This window comes from Rhodoferax lacus (assembly GCF_003415675.1).
GTDB lineage: Bacteria > Pseudomonadota > Gammaproteobacteria > Burkholderiales > Burkholderiaceae_C > Allorhodoferax > Allorhodoferax lacus.
This window is the reverse complement of sequence record NZ_QFZK01000004.1, coordinates 352,301-374,943: the sequence shown is the minus strand read 5'-3', so window position 1 is coordinate 374,943 and position 22,643 is coordinate 352,301. Positions and strand designations below refer to the sequence as shown.

Sequence of the window (22,643 nt, the reverse complement as noted above, 5' to 3'; positions counted from 1 at the left end):
GTCTTCCTCGGGTGGCTTGGGGGACGTGGGGATGCGTCTGGTGCGCACTTGACGTTTACGTAAACGTCAACTGTAAACGATTTACGCCAACACGGCGTTTACGCCCGGAACCGTCATCCCGGACTGCAATAATCAAACCGTTCGTAACAAAATAAATTGCCAGGGGTAGGACCATGCGTCAACTTGTCGCACTTTTTTTCATCGCCTTGCTGGCCGCCTGTGCCGGGCCGAAGTACACCGTGGACGATGGCCGCAAGGTGGACGAGGTTTTGCTGGGCAACATCCGCAGCTACGGCTCGGGCGAGCGCGCCATGCGCGCTGCCATTGGGCGCGCAGCCACCCTCAAGGACCCGGATTGCAGCACCCAATGGGAACTGCCCTTCTCCGTGGAGTCCAGCTACAACATGGCGACCGATGACCGGGTGGCCTGGGTGCGCGCCCTGGGCGTGGACGAACGCCTGACCGTGGTGGGCGCGGCCTACAACAGCGCCCTGAAAATAGGCGACAAAATCCAGGAGCTTGACGGTTACTCCCGCGAGAACGCGGAGAAGATGATGCTGCGCCTGGCCGAACTGCGGGACGATGGCGACCCCTTCAAGGTCAAGCTGTTTGGCGGCAAGACAGTGACCGTCACCCCCTTGAAGGTCTGCCGCGGCTATGCCCGCCTGGCCCCTCCGGCCACACCGCTGGCGCAGGACTACCACTGGCTGCTCGCCGTGCACCCGCTGGAAGTGGCCCGCGCCGACCTGACCGACGATGAAGCCCTGTGGGCCGTGCTGTGGAGCGAAGGCGTATCGGAGGAAGGCGGCGCCCGCATGAAGACCTATGCCTATGGCACCAAGGTGGCCAACACGCTGTACCAGCTTTTCACCATCGCCTCCGGCATCCAGGGTGCGGCCGTAGCGGCCAATGCAGCGGTGCAGGCCGCCCAGACCGCGGCCAGCAGCGTGGCCACCGAGGTGATCAAACGCCAGTTGCTGGACCAGGCCACGGCAGCCGCCACCAACCGCATCCGGGACGAAGCCACCGGCGTAGTGCGCAAGCTGACGCAGGCCCAGGTAGCCAATGCCATGCAGCAGGCCGCTGCCAACCGGGGTTCGCTCTCGGGCGTGGCCTGGGTGGCCTCCACGATTTTCGAGAAGGCCGACGCCTGGGCCTATGCCCGCATGGAGCAACTCAAGGCCGACCCGCTGGCCAGTTTCACCCTGCACCAAAAGCTCATTGAGCGCGGCCTGACCACCAACTCCATGGCACTGGACCCGGACCGGCTGAACGCCCTCAACACCCTTGCCGAATCCCGCGGACGCCGCGAGGACGTGGTGGCCATCCTGCAGGGCCTGCGCCCGGAAGACCTGCAGGTGGCCATGGCCGACATGCCGGTGGCCTCCGCGCCCGGCGCTTTTTCGTACGAATCAGAGGATGACCCGGCGCAGCGCCTGCAACCCTTTGCCCGTGGTCTGGTCGATGGCATGTTGAACATGCCGGTGCAATCCCATTGAAGGAAATGTTGTGCGTTTGAATCTTGCTGCCCTGTGTTTGTTGTTTCCCTTGTGCGCCCTGGCGCAGTCCCCGGCGGCAGGGGTACCCGCCCCGGCGACGGCACCTGCCGCTGCGCCAACAGATACACCCTCTGATGCCACCGCCGCCGTGCCTGCCGAAGCTGCAGCGCCGCCGGAGCCGGTGGCGCTGGAGAGTTGCCGCTCGCTAACCGACAAGGCTATGGCCGCCGACCTGCGCGCCTTGACCGCGCAGGCAGAAAAGCAGGAAGGCACGGCCCTGCTGCCCCTGCATGCCGCAGCCCAGGCGCTGTGGAGCCAGGCCATCGAGCGCTGCGAGGGCCGCGCCAAAGACCGGGCCCAGCGCAACCTGGCCGAGAGCCAAAAGGCCAGCGCGGTTCTGAACGAGCAACTGGGCGACGGCCCTGAATGCACGGCCGCCCACAAGGACGCAGCGACCCTGCAAAACCTGGCCCGCACGGCACTGGGCGAGCGGCGCTGGAATGACGCAGCCACGCTGTTTCACAAGTCCGAAGACATGTGGGACGTCGCCAGCGAGCGCTGCACCGGCTCGCAAAAGGAGCTGGCCATCAAACGCCAGGAGCAGTCCGAGATCGACGGCTTCAACGCCGAGTTCTGTGCGCCCCAATTTGACCGGGCCCGCGAGCAGACCCAGAAGCTGCGCGCAAGTGCTGCCGGCATGACACGCGAAGACAAGCAGGACGGCCTGATGGTGGCCGAGACCCTGTGGCGCGAGGCCCTGGCGCAGTGCAAGGGTGCTGCCGCACAGGACTCGGCCCGCAACAACGCCCAGGCCCTGGCCCGCGAACGCGGCACGCCGTGGGTGGCGCGCAGCCCGGCCGTGGCGGCAGCGGCTGTGCCGTTGAACAAGCCCGCCACTGCGGCCGCCGCCAGCACCCCGGCCAAGGCCGTGGCGCAGGCCGCAGCCCCCGTGGGCTCCACAGCGCTGGCGGCAGCAGCATCCACCACCTCAACCGCGTCCACTGCGGCAGCCAGCACCGCCAGCAGCACTTCCTCGTTGGGCGCCACACTCAGCGGTGCCTTTGCCTCTGTGACGGCAGCCGTGCAGCAAGCCGCAGCACCTGCCAAGCCCCAGGCCCAACCCGAAGATTTCGCGGTGGGCGACATGCACTTCAAGGGCCAGTTCGTACGCGATGTGGACACCCCCACCTACACCGGAAGTGGCAAGCTCACCTGGGCCAATGGCGATGTGTTTGAGGGCAGCCTGCTGAATGGCAAGCGCCACGGCAAGGGCCGCTTTGCCTGGGCCAACGGCCACCGCTACCAGGGCGACTGGGTCAACGACGTGGCCACTGGCCAGGCCGTGGTGGACTTTGCCAACGGCAACCACTTTGAGGGCGCAGTGGAAAACGGCGTCCCCAAGGGCACAGGCAGCATGGCCTATGCCTCGGGCGACCGCTACACCGGCCGCTTCATCGCCGGCGAACCCCATGGCAATGGCAGCTACACCTGGAAGAACGGCCAGAAATTTGAAGGTGACTGGAAGGCCGGCAAACCCGAGGGCCAGGGCACGCTGCTGTTTGCCAATGGCGACCGCTACGAAGGCCAGGTGACAGGCGGTGTGCCCCACCAGACCGGCACCTTCACCTGGGCCAGTGGCGACCGCTACGCCGGCCAATGGAAAGCCGGCGCCAAACACGGCCAGGGCACTTTCACATGGACCAGCGGCGACCGCTGGGAAGGCCTGTATGAGGCCGATGTGCAGACCAGCAGCGGTACGCTGATCCGCAAAAATCCTTAGTTCAGAGGGGGCTCTGGTTCACCTCGTTGGGTGGCAGGGACAAAAAAAGCGTGAGCGCACCGGCCAGTGCGTTCACGAACCAGAACACAAAAAACCCCAGGGTGTACACCGTCTGGCGCGACATTTCGAAGGCATGTCCAAACCAGTTCAGGTCTTGCGGGTCCACCACGGCAAACACCAGCAGTTCCAGCACCCCGGCCATCAGGAAGGCGGGCCACACTATCCACATCGTCTTCTTCATCATTGTTGTCTCCTGTCGTCTCTTTATGGCTGCCTAACGGGGAACAATAAAGACGGACTTTTCAGTCACGCTCTTGCCCAGTTCAGTGGCTGCTATCTTGAAGTGGATGGTGTGCGAGCCCGGCTCAGCACCCTCGTAGGGCAACTGCAGGCGCACCGGCACCCAGCGTGACTGGGTGGACTCCACGCTGATATCGGGATCGGACGCGATGGAAAGGCCCGGCATGCCCTCCACCGAAACGTGAAAACGCTGCGTGGACTCGGACGCATTCATCACCTGGATGCGGAACACGTTCTCGATACGGCCGCCCTCGGCAATGCGCGCCAGCGATCCGCGGTCGCGGTCCACGTCCACCTTGAAGGGCAGGCGCAATGCCAGGCTGGTCGCCATGGACAGCACCACCACCGCCAGAATGCCGGTGTAAATCAGCACGCGCGGCCGGAACACGTGGCTGATGGTTTGCGCCTTGGTCCACTTCTGCTCCAGCGCATGTTCGGTGGTGTACTTCACCAGGCCGCGGGGGTAGCCCACCTTGTCCATCACCGTGTCGCAGACATCGGCGCAGGCACCGCAGCCTATGCACTCGTACTGCAGGCCATTGCGGATATCGATGCCGGTGGGGCAGACCTGCACGCACAGGCTGCAGTCCACACAGGCACCCAGGTTCAGGGTGGACAGGTCGGCCTTCTTGCTGCGTGCACCGCGCGGCTCGCCCCGGTCCTTGTCATAGGTGACGATGAGCGTGTCCTTGTCGAACATGGCGCTCTGGAAGCGGGCATAGGGGCACATGTACTTGCACACCTGTTCGCGCATGAAGCCGGCGTTGCCGTAGGTGGCAAAGGCGTAGAAGAAGGTCCAGAAAATTTCCCAGGAACCCAGATTCCACTGGATGAACTCCAGGGCCAGCAAATGGATGGGCGTGAAGTAGCCCACAAAGGTAAAGCCGGTCCACAGCGCCAGCACAACCCACATGAACTGCTTGGCCGCCTTGCGGCCAAACTTCTCAAAAGTCCAGGGTGCGGCGTCGCGGCGCATGCGCATGGAGCGGTCGCCCTCGGCCAGCTTCTCCAGCCACAGGAACATCTCGGTATACACGGTTTGCGGACAGGCGTAGCCACACCACAGGCGCCCGGCCACCGCAGTGAACAGGAACAGTGAATAGGCCGCAATCACCAGGATGCCGGTGAGGTAGATGAAGTCCTGCGGGTACAGCACCAAGCCAAAGATATAGAAGCGCCGCGCACCCAGGTCAAACAGCACCGCCTGGCGCTGGCCCCACTCCAGCCAGGGCAGGCCGTAGAACACAATTTGGGTCAGAAACACCAGCGCCCAGCGCCAGCGCGAGAACAACCCGCTGACACTGCGCGGGTAAATCTTCTTGTGCGCCTGGTACAGCGACACCATTTCCGCATCCGCTCCGGGTGGCGGCTCTATGGGTGCCTTGGAAACGGTAATGGGAATGTTCTTGAGAACCGTGGGTTTTGAATCAGACACGTAAAACTTCCAACCTTTCGCTTGTTACTTTCATCATACACATACCCCCATTCAAGCGAATGACTTAAATCAACGCGTTGCCAATGGTAAGTAACGCATCAAACATACCCATACCTGTATTGAACAACACAAAAAAGGCTAAACTGCGGGCATGCTTATGCTTCTCTTGCCTCTATTGTGCGCGCGAGTGCCACTGCGCGCTGCCGCGACTGCAATGGCGTTTTTCCAGGCATGTAGCCCAATGGGACAAGGCGTCCCGTTTGTCCTTGGTAGCCCCGTTTTTTGGAGACCCACGCCATGAGCGTTTTAAAAGACCAACTGGCCAGAACCGATGTGCTCAACCGTTTGCGCCGGGCCGAAGGCCAGCTGCGCGGCATCCAGCGCATGGTGGAAGAAGGCGAGAACTGCCTCAAGATAGGCCAGCAGTTCTCGGCCGTGCGCAAGGCACTCGACAGCACCTATCTGCGCATGACGGTGTGCTTTCTGGAGCAGGAGCTCAACACCCGCATCCAGCCCGATGCAGCCCAGAAGACGGATCTGGACCTGATGCTCAAGGACATGGAAACCCTGCTGGCACGCATCGGCTAGGCATAGTTCGAACAGAGCGAGGGTTAACCGCAGGTCGATATCCCGTTCACCCGGGTTTTTGATGCCTGCAAGTGGCTACACTGCCTACCGAATCAGCCATGCAACCTATTCAGCTTTTTGACCCCCCATCCAGCACCTACACCTACGTGCTGGTGGATCCGCTCACGCGTGAGGCCTTGCTGATTGACCCGGTGGACGAGCAGCTTGAGCGGGACCTGCAACTGCTGCAAACCCAGGGCCTGCGCCTGCTGTGGACAGTGGAAACCCATGCCCATGCCGACCACATCACCAGCGCTGGCCTGCTGGCCGAACACACCGGAGCCCAAACCGCCGTGCCCGCAGACTGCGGCATCCACAACGCGGCCGTGCAGTTGCAGGACGGCGATACGCTGCGCTTTGGCGGCGAGACCCTCCAGGCCCTGCACACCCCCGGGCACACCCGGGGCAGCATGAGCTACCTCTGGCGCGACCATGTGTTTACCGGTGATACGCTGCTGATCAATGGCTGTGGCCGCACCGACTTCCAGTCCGGCAGCGCCGCTGATCTGTACCACAGCCTCACGCAGATTCTGTTTCAGCTCCCCGCCAGCACCACGGTCTGGCCGGGCCACGACTACCATGGACGCAGCCACTCCAGCATTGGCGCCGAGAAGACGCATAACGCCCGCGTGGCCGGCAAAACACAAGAGGAATTCATAGCCACCATGGACGCACTCCATCTCCCCAAGCCCAAACGCATAGACGAGGCCGTCCCGGCCAACCTCAACTCCGGCCTGCGCCACGATGCCGAGTCCCAAACCGGCACCGCGGTGCGCGCCGCAGAAGGCTATGCCGGCGACATCTCCAACACCCTGGCCCACGCCTGGTGGCAGGCCGGTGAAGCCGTGCTGGTCGATGTGCGCACCGATGCCGAGCGCGAGTGGGTGGGCTTTGTACCCGGCGCCGTGCCTGCGGCCTGGAAGCAGTGGCCCGGCATGGCCATGAACCCCGACTTTGACGAAGCCGTCAAGGCGGCTGCGGGCAACAAGAAGGTGCTGTTGCTGTGCCGCAGCGGCGTGCGCTCGATTGCCGCAGCCAAACGTGCCACCGAACTCGGCCTGGAGGCCTACAACATTCTGGAAGGCTTTGAGGGCGACGCCGACAGCAACGCACAGCGCGGCAACAAGGGCGGCTGGCGCCTGGCCGGTCTGCCCTGGCGCCAGGGCTGAAAAGCAGCCATGACCTTTCTTGCACTGGACATTGGCAACACACGCCTGAAGTGGGCGCTGTACGACGCCGCCCACCGTGACGCCAAGCTGTTGGACAGCGGCGCCGAGTTCCTGGAAAACATCGACAAATTGGCCGAAGGCCCGTGGAGCTGCATCCAGGCGCCCACCCATGTGCTGGGTTGTGCTGTGGCCAGCGACGTGATCCGCCGCCGCGTGGAAGAGCAGATGGAAGCCTGGGACGTGGCACCCCAATGGGTGGTGGCCAGCGAGGCCGAGGCGGGTTTGCGCAACGGCTACGACCACCCGGCCCGCCTGGGTGCCGACCGCTGGATCGCCATGATTGGCGCCTACCAGCACATGCTCACGCAAGGTGCGGCGCAACCCATGGTCGTGGTGATGGTGGGCACCGCCGTCACCGTGGAAGCGGTGGACGCCAGTGGCAAATTTCTGGGCGGGCTGATCCTGCCCGGCCACGGCATCATGCTGCGCGCGCTCGAGTCGGGTACCGCCGGCTTGCACGTGCCCACCGGCGAAGTCACGCCCTTCCCCACCAATACCAGCGACGCCCTCACCAGCGGTGGCACCTACGCCATTGCCGGTGCGGTGGAACGCATGGTGCAGCATGTGCGTGCGCACTGCGGCGCCGAGCCCAAATGCATCATGACCGGGGGTGCTGCCTGGAAGATGGCACCCAGCATGACGCGGCCTTTCGAGCTGGTGGACAACCTGATTTTTGACGGCCTGCTGTTTATTGCACAAAAGCGGTTTCCCGCCTGACGCCGGTTCAATGCCAATAGGCGCTGGAGGTCAGGCAGGGGTCAATCTTGCGGTGCTTGCGCTGCGTCACCGCCACTGCCGGACGCTGGGCTGAAGCTGCACCACCCGTCGCACGCGACATCGCAAAGGACTCGCCGCGCCCGGTCACACTGGCCCGGGCTATGGCGGTTTCCACATCCTCGAAGTTCAGCGTCTGCGCCTCCGACCCGTTGATGCGCACGTAATCGCCCGCGTGCGTCCTGGCCAACAGGCCAAACTCCATGCCCCAGCGCACGATACCCATCACGTACACATCCTTGGGCGCTGTGACAAAGGCCTTGATGGTATGGCTGCCGAGTACGACTTCGAGCTTTTGACGGGGAGCTGTGCGCGGTTTGGCGAAGGTGAAGGTATGGGGCATCTGTGTGGCTGGGTCTTGAAGACCGTCTCCTGAAATCTGATGGAATCCATTGGAGCAGGCCGGGCTCCGTTGCCGATGTCCCGTGTGTCTTGGCTTTGTGAAGAAATGTGGCTTCCCTGTAAGCAAGCCCCTCACGCCTTGGAATGCCAAAACGTAACCGAGGATTGCGGAATTGGAATGTGTCACGTTACTTGCTTGCACTCCCGTTTTGTCCAACTTCCGAAAGTCCCACATGGCCCTCACCCCCGAACAGCTCGAAGCCCTGCGCAGCCGCTACACCGGCGACGCCTCCCAGATGCACGACCCGCGCTTTGCGCAGGTGGCCTCCACCATCTTTTCCGAAGGCGGCAAGCGCGCCGCACCCTATGCGGGCATTCCCACCCTGCTCTCGGCCCCCAGCCTGCCGGTGGACCCGCGCGCTCCTGACTTCGGCAACCTGCAAGTCGCCCTGATGGGCGCACCCATGGACCTGGGTGCGAGCAACCGGCCCGGTGCGCGCTTCGGGCCGCGCGCCCTGCGCACCATCGAGCGCATAGGCCCCTACAACCATGTGCTGGACGTGGCGCCCGTGCACAGCCTGCGCGTGGCCGATGTGGGCGACGTGCCCTTTCGCAGCCGCTACAGCCTGCCCCTGTGCATAGAAGACATCGAGGCCTGGTACCACCACGTGGTGGACCAGGGCGTGCTGCCGCTCACCGCGGGTGGCGACCACTCCATCACCTACCCTATCCTCAAGGCCGTGGGCCGCAAGGCGCCAGTGGGCATGATCCACATTGACGCCCACTGCGACACCGGCGGCGCCTTTGACCAGACCCGCTTTCACCACGGCGGCCCGTTCCGCCTGGCCGTGCTGGACGGCGTGCTGGACCCCACGCGCTGCATCCAGATTGGCATCCGTGGCTCCTCCGAATATCTGTGGGAGTTCTCCAAGGACTCGGGCATGACCGTGGTGCATGCCGAAGACATCAACAAGCTCGGTATCGAGGAAATCATCCGCATGGCCCGCGCCGTGGTGGGCGATGGCCCGACCTATCTGACCTTTGATGTGGACGGGCTGGACCCGGTGTTTGCGCCCGGCACCGGCACGCCCGAGATCGGCGGCCTGAGCACGCGCGAGGCGCTGGCCATCTACCATGGCCTCAAGGGCCTGAACATCTGCGGCGGCGACGTGGTGGAGGTGTCACCCCAGTACGACAGCACCACCAACACCGCGCAGGCCGGGGCACAAATGCTGTTTGAGACACTGAGTTTGATGGCGTTCAGCCCGGCGCTCAAGCGCTGAGGGGCCGCAACCTGCTGTCCGCTGCAGCGGCGAAGGCTTGCGCTGCCTCGCCCGTCTGCGGTGATGCGTCGCAGCTCGGGCTCAGTAGGTGCCCATGAAGTCGCGCTTGCCGATATCCAAACCGTTGTGGCGCAGCAGCGTGTAAGTGGTGGTGACATGGAAGAAAAACTGCGGCAGTCCGTAGTTGGACAGATAGGCCTGGCCGCTGAGCTTCTTTTCCTTGGGGGTACCTGGGCGCAGCACCACTTCCTTGATTTCGCTGCCCTCGAATTGTGCGGGGTCCAGCCCGTCGATAAAGGCCAGCGTCTGGTCCAGCAGGATATCCAGGTCGGCGAAGCTTTGCTCCTTGCCCTCAAAAACCGGAACAGCCACGCCCGCAAGCCTGGCCGAAATGCCGCGCGCAAAGTCGGCAGCAATTTGCACCTGCTTGATCATCGGAAACATGTCGGGAAACAGGCGTGCGCGCAACAGCGCCTCGGGCTCTATCGATTTGGCAGCCAGGTGTGCGTCAGCACGCGCCAGGATGGCTTTTAGGGCTGTCAGCATTTGCTTGAGGACGGGAACGCTGTGGGCATACATCGGGCTTGTCATGGGTGTTTCCTGGGGATATGAAGATCGGCGTGAAGGGGCAAGACGGTTGTCTGCCGCGGCGGTCATGGTACATGGCATTGCTCCGGAGCCAATGCCCGGCCCTGCACTCGCCGCCCCCTCTGCGCGATGGCCACCCGTGCGACTTATGCGTTTTGCAATTTCTTCAAGACCGCCAAGGACTTGTCTGCCAGTTCGGCGGGGTCAAAGATGTGGTCATGATAGGCCCCTGCAACGACGTTGCAGCTGATTGCCTCCTGCGCCAGCGCAGCGGAAAAGAATCGACCATCCGTTGGCAAGTGCTTGGCGTTCGGGAACAACCAGCGTAAGCCCCTCGGCTTCACGGACCGTGGCAATGCAAGGCACCATGGACGTGTCGGTTCCCTGCGGGACCGAGGTGTAGACGTAGAAGCCCTCATTCAAGACGGGCTCCATGCCCGAAATCATCAGTTGGAGGTCAGAAACGGGGCGGTTCATGCGCGCACTTTATCGTGAGGAGCCGGGTCAGCCTGGCTGAGCCGATGGTGCGTTACGCGCACGGAGCGCCCGGTGACATGTTGCACATCGGCACCACGAAGCTCGGGCGTACCGTGCGCCCCAGCCACCGGGTCACAAGCAACCGGCGTGAAAGCCTGGAGGGGCTGGCTGGGAGGTGCTGCTCGTGGCCATTGATGACCCCGCCTGGGACCACTGGAATCACCATAGCAACTGGCACCGTCCGCATCAAGGCCTTGGTGGTGCAACACCCAGGTCCCGTCTCGACCAATCAAGAAACAAGCTCTTGACTCTTCACACCTAACGCACGAGCAAGAACCCAAACCAGCAAGCCCCCACCATCAGAACCAGGCCCGGCACGATCTTGCTGGCAAAGCGCAGGCCCCCCGCATGGAAGGCCAGCACCGCCTTGGTTACGGCATTGGTCGTCAGGCCCAGCAGGATGGGCGCCATCGCCTGGCCCCCTGCAATCTTGCCAGCGGCTACCAGGGACGCGGCAGACGCAGCCGTTGCATGCGCATCGGCCAGGCCGGCCACAGCAGCACCCAGTAACAGGCCCGCATTCCCCAGCCAGGCGTTGAGGCCGGCTGCCACCACCATCACCCCGCCCAGCAAACCGGCAAACCCGATGGAGGCCTTGAGGTCAAAGGCCCGGCCAGCCTCCACCGCCTCCAGGGGCCGGGCATCCTTGACGCTCTGCAGGAAAAACACCAGGCCATACAGCGAAGCCGCTGCCCCGCCCAGCCCCAAAGGCCAGGCCATGGCCAGCAGCAGGTCCGGCTGCACCAGGCCAATGACAAGCGACATCTGCAGCATGGTTGCAATCGACGACAACACCGCCCCGGCCACGGCAGAGGCCGTGAGCGAGGGGCTCTGCCGGGCGCGCCTGCCCATGGCGTGGATGGTGGCGGCGCTGGACACAAAGCCGGAGGCAAACCCGGCCAATGGCAAGCCGTGCCGTGGGCCCAGCCAGCGCACCCCCATGTAGCCCGCGGCGCTGGCGGTCATGACGGCCACTACCAGGGTGATCAAGGCACGCGGATTGAGCGCATCAAATGGCCCCAGAAAGCGGTCTGGTGCGAGTGGCAGGGCGATCAGGGCCACAGCCGCAAACAGCAGGATGTCGTGCAATTCCGGCTCCGTCAGCACGGTGCTGACAAAGTGGTGCATCCGGTTGCGGGCCGCCAGTATCAGCGCCAGGCCGACCCCGGCACCGGCTGCCAGCACACCGTCGCGCATGGCCATGCCACCCAGCATGCAGGTCAGCACCAGGGCGAATTCGGTGGTCAGGCCCGGGTCCCGGGAGCGCGATTTGTAGTAGGCCACCAGCGTGCCGGCACCCACCGCCAGCACGGCCAGCGCCAGCAGCTCCATGCCACCGAGCGTGATGCCCACGGCCCCCATCAGCGCGGCCACAGCAAAGGTGCGGATACCGGCGGCGCTGCGCGAGGGCGAGCTGTCCTTGCGCCGCTCCCGCTCGGCGCCTACGAGCAAGCCAATGCCCAGCGCCACGCACAGGCCGATCAGCAGACTTTGCGGCTCTGCAAGGGGTGGGAGCAGGTTCATGGCGTGTGTCCGTTTGGGGCCTGGTGTCAGTCGTCGCCCCGGCCGCCTTCATCGTCTGCACTGCGGTGGCAACGCACACAGTTGTCCAGGTCACGGATGCCCTCGTCGCGGTGCTCGCGCAGGATGTTTTGCACCGTGTGCTCGTGGCAGCCGTAGCAGGTGTAGCGGCTGTAGTCGTTGCCGACATGGCAGGTTGCGCACTCCACGTTGTGGTCCCGGTCCAGCACGAAGGATTTGTCGTGGTCGAAGCTGGCGGGCTTCCAGGCCGTCTGTGCGTGGCACTGGCTGCAGTTGCCGGCAATACGGGTGTGCAGTTTGTCGCTGGGTGCGCGGTGGCAGTTCTGGCACTGGGTGCGCACCGCACTGCGCAACAGTTCGTGCGAAAACGGCTTGCGGCTCTTTTGCTGCAGTTTGGGGCCGGCATGCTCGCTGTGGCAGGCCATGCAGCTTTGCTCCACCAGGTCCTGGTGAAACGAGACCTTCAGCGTCTTGTGGACGATGGGCTTGCCCTGGGTGCTGCGCAGTCCGATATCGGCCAGTGCGTGGCAGGCCACGCAACGGCTTGCAGAGGCGCCGCGCAGGGGCGCATGGCAGGCAAAGCAGTCGGTGGCTATCTCTTTGTGGCCTGCAACCACCTGCCCCGGGCTCACCATCAGGTGCGGGTAGACAAACACCAGCGCCAGCAGCAGCACCAGGTTCAGGCTCACCAGTATCCAGACCCAGCGGCGGCTCATTTCCAGCCCCAGAAAAGAAACACCGCAAGGATGTGCGCCAGCGCCAGCACCGCAAACGCCAGCGTGATGGGGAAGTGCACGGCATGCCACTGCTTGACCACATCGAAGGTCATGGTGTCCAGATAGACCCGCTCTTCGAGTTCGGCCTCCGGCACGCCTTGGCGCAGCATCGTCTGGCGCGCTGCCAGCATGCGCTTGCGGGCGCGCTCCAGCAAAAATTTGCCGGCCAGTCCGCTGCCAATATTGACCAGCATGGCCCACACCGCCAACCAGCCCAGTATGGAATTGAAGTGGATGCCCGCATGCACCAGGATCAGCAGCGACCCGAGCCAGGCCAGGTACTCATGCTGGCGCAGCAGGGTGACCGGGTTGCCGCTGCGCAGGAGCTTGCGCTTGCGCAGCGAGTAGCGGAATGAGAAGGCGATCAGCAGCGTTCCCACAATGCCCAGGTAGCGCCCTATCCAAACCAGTTGGTAGAAGTGCAGCAGGGCATCGAGCAACAGCGCGGCCGCTGCCAGCGCGGCAAACGACAGCGTGAAGGGAATCAGTTCGCGGGTGATGAGCTTGGGTCGCATGGCAGTCAGGCGTCCAGGGCCAGGGCTTCGCGCGGCCGGCCCACGCACAGCAGGCATTGGCCGGGTGCCAGGTCGTAGTCGGGCGGGCTGTCATAGTCCACGGCGCCGCCAAGCAGGGTGCTCACGCAGCTGCCGCAGCTGCCCGAGCGGCAGCCGGACTCCACCGGTATGCCATGCAGCTCGGCAAAATCCAGCAGGTTGGCTTGTTTGCCATTCCAGTCCAGCGTTCGGCCGCTGCGCTGGAAGTGCACGGGAATGGAAACGGCTCCACCCGCAGCCTGGGCCTTGGCGCCGTCGGCGGGCTGGCGCACCGAGGCCGGACCGAAGGCTTCGAAGTGGATGTCGCTGCTGGCCACCCCCCACCCGGCCAGCCCCGGCACCAGGCTCTCCAGCATGGCACCGGGGCCACAGATATAGAACGCATGCGCACCATGCGGCAGCGTCTGTTTGAACAGGACCAGGTCCACATGCCCCGGGTGCTGGTAGTCCACGCCCAGGCGGTCGGTGGGCAAGGGCTTGCTGTAGACCACGTGCAGTCGCAGCTGGGGCAGCGTTGACGCCATGTCCTCCAGTGCTGCCTTGCAGGCCTGCTCGGCACTGTTGCGCACGCCGAAGTACAGATGCACCGCGCGCTGCGGCTGGTGCTGTGCGCACCACAGCAGCATGCTCAGCATGGGCGTGATGCCGATGCCACCGGCCACCAGCACCACCGGCGTGAGGGACTGGGTATCCAGATGGAAATGCCCCGAAGGTGCCCGAAGCTGCAGGATGCTGCCCACGTGCACATGGTCGTGGAAATACCGGGACCCAAGCCCATCGGGCAAGCCCGGCGGCTGCGCCGGTGCCAGTACGCGCTTGATGGTGACCCGGTAGTGATCAGGCGCAGGGCTGTCGGAGAGTGAGTAGCAGCGCGTCAGGGTACGTGCCACCTCGCCCGGCTGCGCTGGCAGCGGCAGACTGAAGGTCAGAAACTGCCCCGGCTTGAAGGCTGGCAGTGCCAGGCCGTCCACCGGCTCCAGATAGAAGGAGCACTGGGTTTGCGCCGCATCCTCAAACACGCGGCGCACCACGTGGAAGGCGCGCAAACCATTCCAGGCTGCAGACGTGCGACCGGTTTGCTGCGCCCGTTCCTCAACGGCCGGCAGCGCTGTGGCGGCAGACTTGCGCAGCACACCATACGCAATGCCCAGCAGGATTTGCGCGCCCAGAAACAGGCTGATGTAGAGCAGTAGCGTGGAGGCAGTCACAGGGTCAGTCTAGTCAGGGGCAGGTCACACAGATTGACGTGGCGCAACGAAGCCTGCATTGCGGCCGCAATGGGCAAGACGGCCTAGCGCTCACGCAGCGTCTGGCCATAGCTGGCAGCGCCCGGCTCGATGGAGTTGCGCTGGATACTGTCCTTTGATGGCAGTCGTGTCTTGAGGCATCTTGCTGTCACATAGGCAAGCTTCATATCCGCTATAGCTGCGTGCGACGCCAACCTGGCTTTGCGTGTGAAACGCCACACATTGACGCAGTGTCTTGCCAGCAGCCTGACAACTTGGTCCCGGTCACCCTTCAAAGCGGGGTAGCTTCTGGCCACGTCTTCACGCGAAACAATCATGCGCTGTCGGCTGGTTGTGTACATGGACCAGTGGGTGTCGTCGAAGAGCCAGCAATCGAAGCCATACAGGTTCCACTGGAGCGCCTCTTCGCACATCTGGACGATCTCGTACTGGTCCTGGCTGCGGTAAACCCATTGGCCCGCCACCTTCCGCATCAAAGTGAGATTCATTGCCAGAACAAAGCCTTTCCCTGAAATATGGAGGCGCCTTTGAACGCCGCGCCAGCCGCCTGGGCACGCTGCACCAGCCTCCAATACAAGCTGGCGATTGTGCAAACAGTTGGGGAAATTTGGCTTAAGGTTTGATTAAAGCCACGCGCTTCTGTCAGGCGGCACAGGGCACTGCTGGCCCCAAAAAATGCCCCCTCGCGAGTGATTTAAATCAGTCGATTGCGCCCACCGCACTTCCATACTGGTGTCTCCATCCACAGGAGATCACCATGAAACTGCTGACAGACCTCTTCACCACCGACTATGGAATCATGAGCATCAGCGGCATTGGCTTCATGCTGGGCATGGCGGCTTTTTTCATCTGGTATTTCAACCACAAGATGCATGAGGCGGACGGCAAATAAGCCTGGAACTTTTACGTCACCAGACCTGCGGGCTGCAGGATGCGGTAGGCGCGGCCCTGTTTGTCCAGCGGCTGCAGCACCTGCTCGCGCACCAGGGCGCTGACTTCGCGGCTGACGGTTTCCATTTTCAGGTCGAGCATGGAGCCCATGTCTTCGCGGCTGAACAGGGTGACCAGATCGCGGTCGGTGGGGCTGCGCATTTTCAATATGCAATTGCAGACCCGCTGGCGGGCCGAGCCAAAGTTCAGGTCGGCCAGCCAGTCTTCCGCTTCCCTTTGGTTGTGCGACCATTTCTTCATCAGGCTCTGGTGCAGCCGGGGTGACTGGGCGCCCAGGGTTTGCAAAATATCCAGCGGGATGCGGCACACCGAGCTGGCCGTCAGAGCGACAGCATCGGTTTCAAACTTGCCGTGCACCAGGGCTTCGAGGCCAATCACGTCGCCCTGGCGCATGACCCGCACAATGCGCTCGCGGCCATCGCTGGTGCTGCGGACCAGCTTGACCATGCCGCTGCGCAAGCTGAAGAGCCCGGTAGCGCGCTCACCCTCCTGCGCCAGACGGGCGCCCGCTTCAAAGTCCAGGTCATCAATGGGCGCATGCATGCTGGCGAAGTCGGCTTCGTTCAGATCGGCGAACAGCGCCAGATCGCGTATGGCGCAGGCGCGGCAGTCGGAGATGCCGCGCCACGCCGAGGCTGCCTGGATGGGTTTCACGATGGGGCTCCCTGCTGGATTGGTTTGCAGATACTGCTACTTTTTTTCTTGAATTGTATACCCTATGGGGTATACAATTTCAATCCATTCACACCCCCACATTGCGAGTCGCCATGAGCACCTTTGAGCACAGCAACCTGATACAGAACATCAATGCCAACCTGGCGCCCTTGCGCAAGGCGCAGCCCGACGCCATGGCAGCCTTTGGCCAGTTGGCGCGTGCGGCCATGGCCGAGGGAGCCATCAGCGCCAGGAACAAGGAGCTGATGGCCCTGGCCATTGGCATTACGCAGCACTGCTCGGGCTGCATCGGCTTTCACGTCAAGGCGCTGATCAAGCTGGGCTGCAGCAAACAGGAGCTCGAGGAAATGCTGTCCGTGTGCGTCTACATGGGCGGCGGCCCGGCCCTGATGTATACAGCCGAGGCCCTGGCGGCCTTTGACGCCATGTCGGTACCCGCCTGAGGGACATGCCGGGGGTGGTGCTTCAGCCCCCGCGTGCCGTATGCGTTCAGTCCTGCTGCATGGCACGCGCCAGCAGCCCGGGGGCCAGACGCAAAAACACCGGCATCCAGCATGCCCTCCCTATCCACAAGCGGCTTTTGTGCGTAGCCAAGCCCGCGATGATCTGGCGCGCAGCTTCTGCGGCTGGCAGCTTGTTGCGACCGCGCCCGGCGGTCATGGGCGTGTCCACCATGGGCATGACGGCTTCCACCACGCGCACGCCACTGCCTTGCAACTGCACGCGCAAGGCATCACCAAACAGATGCAGCCCGGCCTTGGTGGCGCTGTATACCGCCCCGCGGCTCTTGGGCACATAGGCCAGGAGCGAGCTGATGTGAACCACCAAGGCCTGTTGCTGTGCCAGCAGATGCGGCAACAAGGCCTGCGTGAGCACCATGGGTGCGACCAGGTTGATGTCCACTTCGGCGCGCACGTTGGCAGCGCCATAGTCCACAGCGTCCAGACGCAGGTTGTGTTGCACACCGGCGCAGTGGATCACGCAGCCCAGGTCCGGGTACCTGGCCGCCCACAGAGCGGCCAGGCCCGGCAGGGCGGCCACATCGCGCAGGTCGCAGGCAGTGGTGTCCACCAGCGGATGGGCTTTTTGCAGGGCCTGCAGGCGCTCCACGTTGCGGCCCAGGGCCAGCACCGGCACACCGGCCTGTGCCAGCTGCCGTGCCAGCTCCAAGCCAATACCGGAACTGGCGCCGGTCACCAGCGTGCGTCCCGGTTGTCCGCTCACTCCAGCTCCACGGGCACAAAGATGCGGTTGCCGTCATGCCACAGCAGCAGGGCCACCTGCTTGGGCTTTTTGTCCATCACCCTCCTGACCTGATCGGTGGAGCTGGTGGCCACGCCGTTGATGGCCAGCAGCACATCGCCGGGCTGCACACCGGCGCTGGCGGCCGGGCCTTGCACACCCTCAATCAACAGGCCGGCCTTGAGCTGCGTGGCGTTGAGCTCATCGCGCGTGAGTGGGCGCAGGCGCAGCCCCAGGCCACCCGGGCCTGTGTGTTCCGCTGTGCTGGCCGTGCTGTTGCCGGGCTCTTGCGCCCGGCCCAGCTTCACCGTCAGCATTTTGGCCGCGCCGTCGCGCCAGACCTTGAGCCGCACCGTCTCGCCCGGCAGGGCCTGGCCTATGCGGCTACTCAGATCGCCCGAGCGCTGCACCGCCTCACCGTTTACTTCGGTGATCACATCGCCGGGCTGCAGGCCGGCGTCTGCTGCCGCACTCTTGGGGTCCACACCAGCCACCAGTGCACCGTCGGGTTGGCTCAGGCCGAAGGACGAGGCCAGACCCTGCGTAAGGTCCTGCACCGACACGCCCAGGCGCGCATGCTCGGCGTGGCCGCTTGCCAGAATCTGGTCCTTGACTTTGAGCGCCACGCTGATGGGTATGGCAAACGACAGGCCCTGAAAGCCGCCCGACTGCGAATAGATTTGCGCATTGATGCCTACCACCGCGCCACTGGCATCAAACAGCGGGCCGCCCGAGTTGCCGGGGTTTACCGCAGCATCGGTCTGTATGAAAGGCACGGCCGCATCCCCCGGCAGCGAGCGCCCCTTGGCACTCACAATGCCCTGCGTGGCCGACTGCTCAAAGCCAAAGGGCGAGCCAATGGCCAGCACCGGGTCGCCCACCTGCAGCTGCTGCGAATCGCCCAGGCGCACCACCGGCAGGTTTTTGGCATCAATGCGCAGCACGGCAATGTCGGTGGCGGCATCGGCACCCAGCACCCGGGCGCGGAACTCGCGCCTGTCGCTGAGCTTTACCGTGACCTCCTTGGCCTCGCGCACCACGTGTGCGTTGGTGAGGATGAGGCCGTCACTGGCAATGATGAAGCCCGAGCCCTGGCTGCGAAACGGCACGTTGCCGCCCTGCCCCGGGCGTGGAATGCGAAGCTGAAAGCCCGGCAGGCCGCGGAAGAACTCGAAGAAGGGGTCGTTCATGTCCGGTGCCATCTGGTCCGCACCCACGGCGTGCTGGCCGGCCACCGTCACGCCCACCACGGCAGGTGCGGCCTGCTGCACGATGGCGCGGAAGTTGGGCGTGGTGCCGGGTTGCACCGGCGCCGCCGGCACCGCGGGCGCAGTCAAGGCACCGGTGACCGCAGGGGCGGGGCTGGCCGCGCGCGTTGGGCTGCCGTCCATAGCCAGCCAGTTGTCATTGCGGTGGTTGTAGGCCGCCGCCGTGGCGGCCAGTATCAGCACGGCGCCCACCAGTGTCAGCATCCAATTTTTTGCTTGCATGGTCATTCCCCTTACGGCAAAGGCATCCGGGTTGCCAAGTGAAGTGGATGGTAGGAACCTGCAGTGGCCGTGAATTGCGAAAGCGCAATTCACCGCGGCACAGCGCGCCTAGATTTGCAGGCAGACGCGAAGGAGTTTTGCCATGCAAACATTTTTGTCGTTGGGTGCAGCGGCACTGTGCACCACACTGCTTGCCGGATGCGCCAGCTACCAGTCGCCCCAGGAGCAGTCGGGCATGGTGATAGGCGGCGCCTTGGGTGGCCTGCTGGGCTCGCAAGTAGGCCATGGCAGCGGGCGCACGGCAGCCGTCATTTTGGGCACGCTGGCGGGTGCCGCAGTGGGCGGTTCGGTGGGCCACTCGATGGCCGAGACCGACCGCCTGAAAACCGCCCACGCGCTGGAGAACGTGCGCACCGGCGTGCCCACCTCGTGGCGCAACCCGGACAGTGGCAACCAGTACACCGTGGTGCCCACCCGCACCTATGACGAGCCCAACGGCCCCTGCCGCGAGTACACGGTGGATGCAGTGGTGGCCGGGCGCAAGGACAGGGTCTACGGCACGGCCTGCCGCCAGACCGATGGCAGCTGGAAGGTGCAGCCATGAACCAGGCCATGACAGTGCACGACGCCATCTTCGGGCGCTGCTCGGTGCGCGCCTTTCAGAGCAGTCCGCTGGAACGCAGCACCCTGCAGGCGCTGCTGGCAGCCGCGGTGCGTGCACCCACGGCCATGCACAGCGAACCCTGGCAGTTTGTCATCGTGGAAGAGGTCGCCTTGCTCAAGCGCCTGTCCGAGCAGGCCCGGCTGAGCTTTGTTGCGGAGACCGCGCGCCTGCACCCGGGGCGTGCCGGTCTAGAGATGTTCTCCAGGCCCGGCTTTGATATTTTTTACGACGCCCCTTGCCTGGTGGTGATCTGCGCAAAGGTGGACACGCCCTTCGCCGCGGCCGACTGCTGGCTGGCCGCACAGAACCTGATGCTTCAGGCCCATGCCATGGGTCTGGGAACCTGCGTCATCGGCTCGGCCGTGACCGGGCTCAACGCACCGGCTACCAAGCTGGAGTTGGACATCCCTGCGGAGACAGTGGCGATTGCACCCGTCATTGTCGGCAGGCCGCGTGGTGAGACGCCGCGCAGTGCGCGCAGCGAGCCCCATGTGCTGGCCTGGCGCTAAGTGACGGCTGCAAGAATTTGCAGTACCAGAAGCTAACGGACCGGCCCATGGTTTGCGAACTGGCTCCAGCAAGCTGGCGTCTGGCGGGATATGCTCAATCCACACGCACAACCCACCGCCTGCCGATTCAACATGCACCCCCATTCAACCTCAGCGGACAAAGCGGCATAGCGGGAATGCGCGACGAACCCGTATTTGACTGGCGCACCATAGGCGCGCTGAACGCCGTCTCTACTCTGGCGCAGGTCGGGCAGTTCGGCATTGCGTTTGTCATGCTCCCCGTGTGGCTGGCCCAGCAGGGGCTGGACGCCTCGCAGCTGGGCCTGTTTGCCGCATCCCTGTGGCTGGGCCAGTTGCCCGGACTCGCGCTTGCGCCCCGTTTGTGCCAGCGCCTGGGTGAACGCCGGGTCATCGTGCTCGGACTTCTGTGCACCCTGTGCGCCTTGGCTTGGATATCGCTTCTTGGATGGCCCTATTGGCTGGCCGGCGGATTTCTTTCGGGCTTCGGTCTCGGGCTGCGATGGATTGGCGTGGAGCCCTGGCTCTACCGCATCGCACCGGCGCAAGCGCGCGGCAGGTTGGTCGGCTTCCACGAAACGCTGATTGCACTTGCACCCATCATCGCGCCCCTGCTGGCCAATTTCTTCGGTATGCACGGACAGGCGGTGTTCTGGATAGGCGCCGCATTCACCGTGGCGGCCTTGTTGCCCTTGGCCTTGGCGCGTGCCCCTGTAGTTGAGCCAGCCCCGCAGGCCGCCCGGGGTCCGTGGGTCAATCCACTGCGGCAGGCGCGGGAGCATGTCTTCAAGCAGGGGCTTGTCATTGCCTCGGTCGGTGGAATGATAGAGGCCGCTGTTTCCGGCCTGTTTGCCCTGTTTACCCAAGGCCACGGCATGACGGTCAACCAGACGGCTGATTTGCTGGCTGTGTTTGGTCTGGGCGGCTTGCTGATGCAGTACGCCATTGGCTGGCTGGCAGACCATCGCGGTGTGGGCAAGGCAGCGCTGGTTTGCGCCCTGGGCACCGCCACCGTCTGCATTGCGCTGGCACTGTCCATGCCCTATGCCTTGGTAGTGGCCGCGGTCTTTCTGCTAGGCGGCTTCATCACTTCGTTTCTTACCCTGGCACTCATTGCCAGCACCCTGGCTACATCGGGCAGCATGGCTGGCAACGTCAGCACCATGTCCATGGTGTACACAGTGAGTGCTGTGGCCGGGCCGCTGCTTGCGGGTGCAAGCATCAAGGCCAGCCATGGTGATGCACTGATGTGGCTCACAGCGGCTGCGGCATCTGTGATGGCGTTGCTGTTGACCTGGTGGCTACGGGAGCCTCTGCCGGCTGGACCGGTGCAGCCTGCCGGGCGCTAAGGCGCATGCCCCACACGGCGGCGCAGATCGGCCAGGGCCTGCGCCACGCGCGCCATCACCACAGCCCAACTGTCGCCAGCGCCGCGTCTGAACAGATGCACATTCGGGTACCAGGGCGTGCGCTCGCCGCTCAGACCCCAACGCCAGTCGGCCACTTGGGGCAGCAGCAGGAACACGGGCTTGCCCAGGGCTGCGGCCAGATGGGCTACGGCCGAGTCGATGCTGACCACCACATCCAGCGCCTGCACCACGCGGGCCGTCTCCGAAAAGTCTGCGCACAGGGCCATGCTGTCGGGCAGCCAGGCGGGCAGGTCCTTGGCGTCTTTCTGCAGGCTCACCCACGACAGGCCGGGCAAGTCAAAAAGAGGCTGCAAAGTGGCCGCCGAAAGCGAGCGCAGCCTGTCATCCGGGTGTGTGGGCCGCCCTTGCCAGACCACGCCGACTTTGAGCACGGACGCATTCGCATGCGCACCAGTCCCGCCACCTGACCCGGCACGGGATGGAGCGTACTGGCTGCCCACGATGGAAGCCGACCCCGCTGGCGGCAGGCTCAGATAGGGCACGGGCATGGGCAGATAGGGCAGCAGGCCCGGCCCCACGCCGCCCCAGCGGTTGGGCAGATCCATGAGGGGCAGGTGTGCATCGAAGTGCCCGTGCAGCTCGCCTGCTGCGGCCACTTCGAGCGCGGGCCAGCTCTGCTGCAAAAGGTGCTGCAGGGGCTTGGGCACTTCCAGCACCACCGTGGCACCGTGGGCCTTGAATTCCTGCTGCAGCCAGGGCGCGTAGCGCGCAAATTGCAGGCTGTCGCCAAAGCCCTGCTCACCCCACAGGAGCAGGCGCATGCCTGCGCTCACGCGGCCCTGCCACAGCGCCTGTGCGGGGTAGCGCAGACGCTCGGTCCAGTGCGGGCTGCGCCAGCGTGCCTGGTACAGCGGCCAGCCCTCGTCCTGGCGGCCCTGGGCCAGGCGGATCATGCCCAGGTGCACCTGCACGTCGGCGCGGCCGGGTTGCAGTTGCAGGGCTTTCTCGAACGCATCAGCCGCGTCATCCAGGCGGGCTTCAAAGCGCAGGGCCACGCCCAGACCGGCCCACAGCGCGGGGTGGTCTGGCGTCTGCTGCAATGCTTCGGTAATGATTTGTAAGGCCTGGGCGCTACGGCCCTGGCTCAGGCTGGCCTGGGCTTGGGCCAGGATGGTGTCGGGGGTCAAGGCTTTGGCCAAGGCGGGCTCCTG

The 22,643-nt window shown here is 64.3% G+C and carries 25 protein-coding genes and 1 pseudogene; 12 read left to right on the top strand and 14 right to left on the bottom strand.

The window, feature by feature from the left end; translation table 11 throughout:
- Nucleotides 1–173 precede the first annotated feature (173 nt).
- Together DIC66_RS09795 and DIC66_RS09790 are read left to right on the top strand one after the other, a co-directional pair.
- The gene (locus DIC66_RS09795; protein WP_117176549.1) at nt 174–1,499 is read left to right on the top strand and encodes a hypothetical protein; all 1,326 of its coding nucleotides are present in this window, start codon (nt 174–176) and stop codon (nt 1,497–1,499) included.
- A 10-nt stretch (nt 1,500–1,509) separates the two neighbouring features.
- Nucleotides 1,510–3,279 carry an MORN repeat-containing protein gene (locus tag DIC66_RS09790; RefSeq protein ID WP_147321282.1) on the top strand — a complete coding sequence of 590 codons (1,770 nt, stop codon included), beginning with the start codon at nt 1,510–1,512 and terminating at the stop codon, nt 3,277–3,279.
- 1 nt (nt 3,280) lies between these two features.
- Here DIC66_RS09790 and DIC66_RS09785 read toward each other — a convergent pair whose 3' ends face one another.
- Together DIC66_RS09785 and ccoG are read right to left on the bottom strand one after the other, a co-directional pair.
- Nucleotides 3,281–3,523, bottom strand: coding sequence for a hypothetical protein (locus DIC66_RS09785; protein ID WP_338052487.1), 243 nt, complete (start codon nt 3,521–3,523; stop codon nt 3,281–3,283).
- Between the two features lie 30 nt (nt 3,524–3,553).
- Nucleotides 3,554–5,014, bottom strand: coding sequence for a cytochrome c oxidase accessory protein CcoG (ccoG, locus tag DIC66_RS09780; RefSeq protein WP_420820487.1), 1,461 nt, complete (start codon nt 5,012–5,014; stop codon nt 3,554–3,556).
- 297 nt (nt 5,015–5,311) lie between these two features.
- Here ccoG and DIC66_RS09775 point away from each other — a divergent pair, with 297 nt between their 5' ends.
- The 4 genes and pseudogenes from DIC66_RS09775 to DIC66_RS09765 all read left to right on the top strand — a co-directional run bounded on the left by DIC66_RS09775 (nt 5,312) and on the right by DIC66_RS09765 (nt 7,587).
- A complete protein-coding gene (locus DIC66_RS09775; protein ID WP_117176543.1) occupies nt 5,312–5,602 on the top strand; it encodes a metal-sensing transcriptional repressor in 291 nt (96 codons plus the stop codon).
- 98 nt (nt 5,603–5,700) lie between these two features.
- Nucleotides 5,701–6,201 (top strand): annotated as a pseudogene (locus DIC66_RS23705) (MBL fold metallo-hydrolase); the annotation flags it as partial.
- A gap of 174 nt (nt 6,202–6,375) precedes the next feature.
- On the top strand, nt 6,376–6,810 hold the full coding sequence (locus DIC66_RS23700) for a rhodanese-like domain-containing protein (RefSeq protein WP_338052489.1): 435 nt from the start codon (nt 6,376–6,378) through the stop codon (nt 6,808–6,810).
- A 9-nt stretch (nt 6,811–6,819) separates the two neighbouring features.
- Nucleotides 6,820–7,587, top strand: coding sequence for a type III pantothenate kinase (locus DIC66_RS09765; protein WP_117176539.1), 768 nt, complete (start codon nt 6,820–6,822; stop codon nt 7,585–7,587).
- Nucleotides 7,588–7,594: 7 nt separating this feature from the next.
- On the opposite strand, the gene DIC66_RS09760 is transcribed toward DIC66_RS09765, so the two are convergent.
- Complete coding sequence (locus DIC66_RS09760) at nt 7,595–7,987, bottom strand: hypothetical protein (protein ID WP_117176537.1); 393 nt, start codon at nt 7,985–7,987, stop codon at nt 7,595–7,597.
- A 232-nt stretch (nt 7,988–8,219) separates the two neighbouring features.
- Between DIC66_RS09760 and speB the strand changes: the two genes are divergently transcribed.
- The gene (gene speB, locus DIC66_RS09755) at nt 8,220–9,269 is read left to right on the top strand and encodes an agmatinase (RefSeq protein ID WP_117176535.1); all 1,050 of its coding nucleotides are present in this window, start codon (nt 8,220–8,222) and stop codon (nt 9,267–9,269) included.
- A gap of 81 nt (nt 9,270–9,350) precedes the next feature.
- Here speB and DIC66_RS09750 read toward each other — a convergent pair whose 3' ends face one another.
- The 7 genes from DIC66_RS09750 to DIC66_RS09715 all read right to left on the bottom strand — a co-directional run bounded on the left by DIC66_RS09750 (nt 9,351) and on the right by DIC66_RS09715 (nt 15,001).
- Nucleotides 9,351–9,860, bottom strand: a complete 510-nt coding sequence (locus DIC66_RS09750; protein ID WP_117176533.1) for a DUF1993 domain-containing protein — start codon at nt 9,858–9,860, stop codon at nt 9,351–9,353.
- 213 nt (nt 9,861–10,073) lie between these two features.
- Nucleotides 10,074–10,334 carry an ACT domain-containing protein gene (locus tag DIC66_RS09745; protein WP_338052486.1) on the bottom strand — a complete coding sequence of 87 codons (261 nt, stop codon included), beginning with the start codon at nt 10,332–10,334 and terminating at the stop codon, nt 10,074–10,076.
- A gap of 318 nt (nt 10,335–10,652) precedes the next feature.
- Entirely contained in the window at nt 10,653–11,918 is a 1,266-nt protein-coding gene (locus DIC66_RS09735; protein WP_117176531.1) for an MgtC/SapB family protein, read from the bottom strand.
- Nucleotides 11,919–11,944: 26 nt separating this feature from the next.
- Nucleotides 11,945–12,652, bottom strand: coding sequence for a cytochrome c3 family protein (locus tag DIC66_RS09730; protein ID WP_117176529.1), 708 nt, complete (start codon nt 12,650–12,652; stop codon nt 11,945–11,947).
- Nucleotides 12,649–13,227, bottom strand: a complete 579-nt coding sequence (locus DIC66_RS09725) for a hypothetical protein (protein WP_117176527.1) — start codon at nt 13,225–13,227, stop codon at nt 12,649–12,651. The genes DIC66_RS09730 and DIC66_RS09725 overlap by 4 nt, the downstream gene beginning before the upstream one ends.
- A gap of 5 nt (nt 13,228–13,232) precedes the next feature.
- Nucleotides 13,233–14,474, bottom strand: a complete 1,242-nt coding sequence (locus DIC66_RS09720) for a 2Fe-2S iron-sulfur cluster-binding protein (protein WP_117176525.1) — start codon at nt 14,472–14,474, stop codon at nt 13,233–13,235.
- A gap of 83 nt (nt 14,475–14,557) precedes the next feature.
- On the bottom strand, nt 14,558–15,001 hold the full coding sequence (locus DIC66_RS09715; RefSeq protein WP_117176523.1) for a hypothetical protein: 444 nt from the start codon (nt 14,999–15,001) through the stop codon (nt 14,558–14,560).
- Between the two features lie 269 nt (nt 15,002–15,270).
- On the opposite strand from DIC66_RS09715, the gene DIC66_RS09710 reads away from it, so the two are divergent.
- Nucleotides 15,271–15,405, top strand: coding sequence for a DUF3149 domain-containing protein (locus DIC66_RS09710; RefSeq protein WP_117176521.1), 135 nt, complete (start codon nt 15,271–15,273; stop codon nt 15,403–15,405).
- Between the two features lie 11 nt (nt 15,406–15,416).
- Here the strand turns inward: DIC66_RS09710 and DIC66_RS09705 are convergent, their stop codons facing one another.
- A complete protein-coding gene (locus DIC66_RS09705; protein ID WP_117176519.1) occupies nt 15,417–16,118 on the bottom strand; it encodes a Crp/Fnr family transcriptional regulator in 702 nt (233 codons plus the stop codon).
- A gap of 113 nt (nt 16,119–16,231) precedes the next feature.
- Here DIC66_RS09705 and DIC66_RS09700 point away from each other — a divergent pair, with 113 nt between their 5' ends.
- A complete protein-coding gene (locus DIC66_RS09700; RefSeq protein WP_117176517.1) occupies nt 16,232–16,582 on the top strand; it encodes a carboxymuconolactone decarboxylase family protein in 351 nt (116 codons plus the stop codon).
- Nucleotides 16,583–16,628: 46 nt separating this feature from the next.
- Here the strand turns inward: DIC66_RS09700 and DIC66_RS09695 are convergent, their stop codons facing one another.
- Nucleotides 16,629–17,363 (bottom strand): SDR family oxidoreductase, encoded by a 735-nt coding sequence (locus DIC66_RS09695; RefSeq protein ID WP_117176515.1) that lies wholly within the window; start codon nt 17,361–17,363, stop codon nt 16,629–16,631.
- Nucleotides 17,360–18,871 carry a Do family serine endopeptidase gene (locus DIC66_RS09690; RefSeq protein ID WP_117176649.1) on the bottom strand — a complete coding sequence of 504 codons (1,512 nt, stop codon included), beginning with the start codon at nt 18,869–18,871 and terminating at the stop codon, nt 17,360–17,362. Before DIC66_RS09690 ends, DIC66_RS09695 begins: the two co-directional genes overlap by 4 nt.
- A gap of 142 nt (nt 18,872–19,013) precedes the next feature.
- Between DIC66_RS09690 and DIC66_RS09685 the strand changes: the two genes are divergently transcribed.
- From DIC66_RS09685 to DIC66_RS09675, 3 genes are all read left to right on the top strand, one after another.
- A complete protein-coding gene (locus tag DIC66_RS09685) occupies nt 19,014–19,475 on the top strand; it encodes an RT0821/Lpp0805 family surface protein (RefSeq protein ID WP_117176513.1) in 462 nt (153 codons plus the stop codon).
- A complete protein-coding gene (locus DIC66_RS09680; RefSeq protein WP_117176511.1) occupies nt 19,472–20,044 on the top strand; it encodes a nitroreductase family protein in 573 nt (190 codons plus the stop codon). Before DIC66_RS09685 ends, DIC66_RS09680 begins: the two co-directional genes overlap by 4 nt.
- 176 nt (nt 20,045–20,220) lie before the next feature.
- Complete coding sequence (locus tag DIC66_RS09675) at nt 20,221–21,411, top strand: MFS transporter (protein WP_158558887.1); 1,191 nt, start codon at nt 20,221–20,223, stop codon at nt 21,409–21,411.
- Here DIC66_RS09675 and DIC66_RS09670 read toward each other — a convergent pair.
- On the bottom strand, nt 21,408–22,631 hold the full coding sequence (locus tag DIC66_RS09670; RefSeq protein ID WP_117176507.1) for a tetratricopeptide repeat protein: 1,224 nt from the start codon (nt 22,629–22,631) through the stop codon (nt 21,408–21,410). The genes DIC66_RS09675 and DIC66_RS09670 overlap by 4 nt on opposite strands.
- Nucleotides 22,632–22,643: the final 12 nt, after the last annotated feature.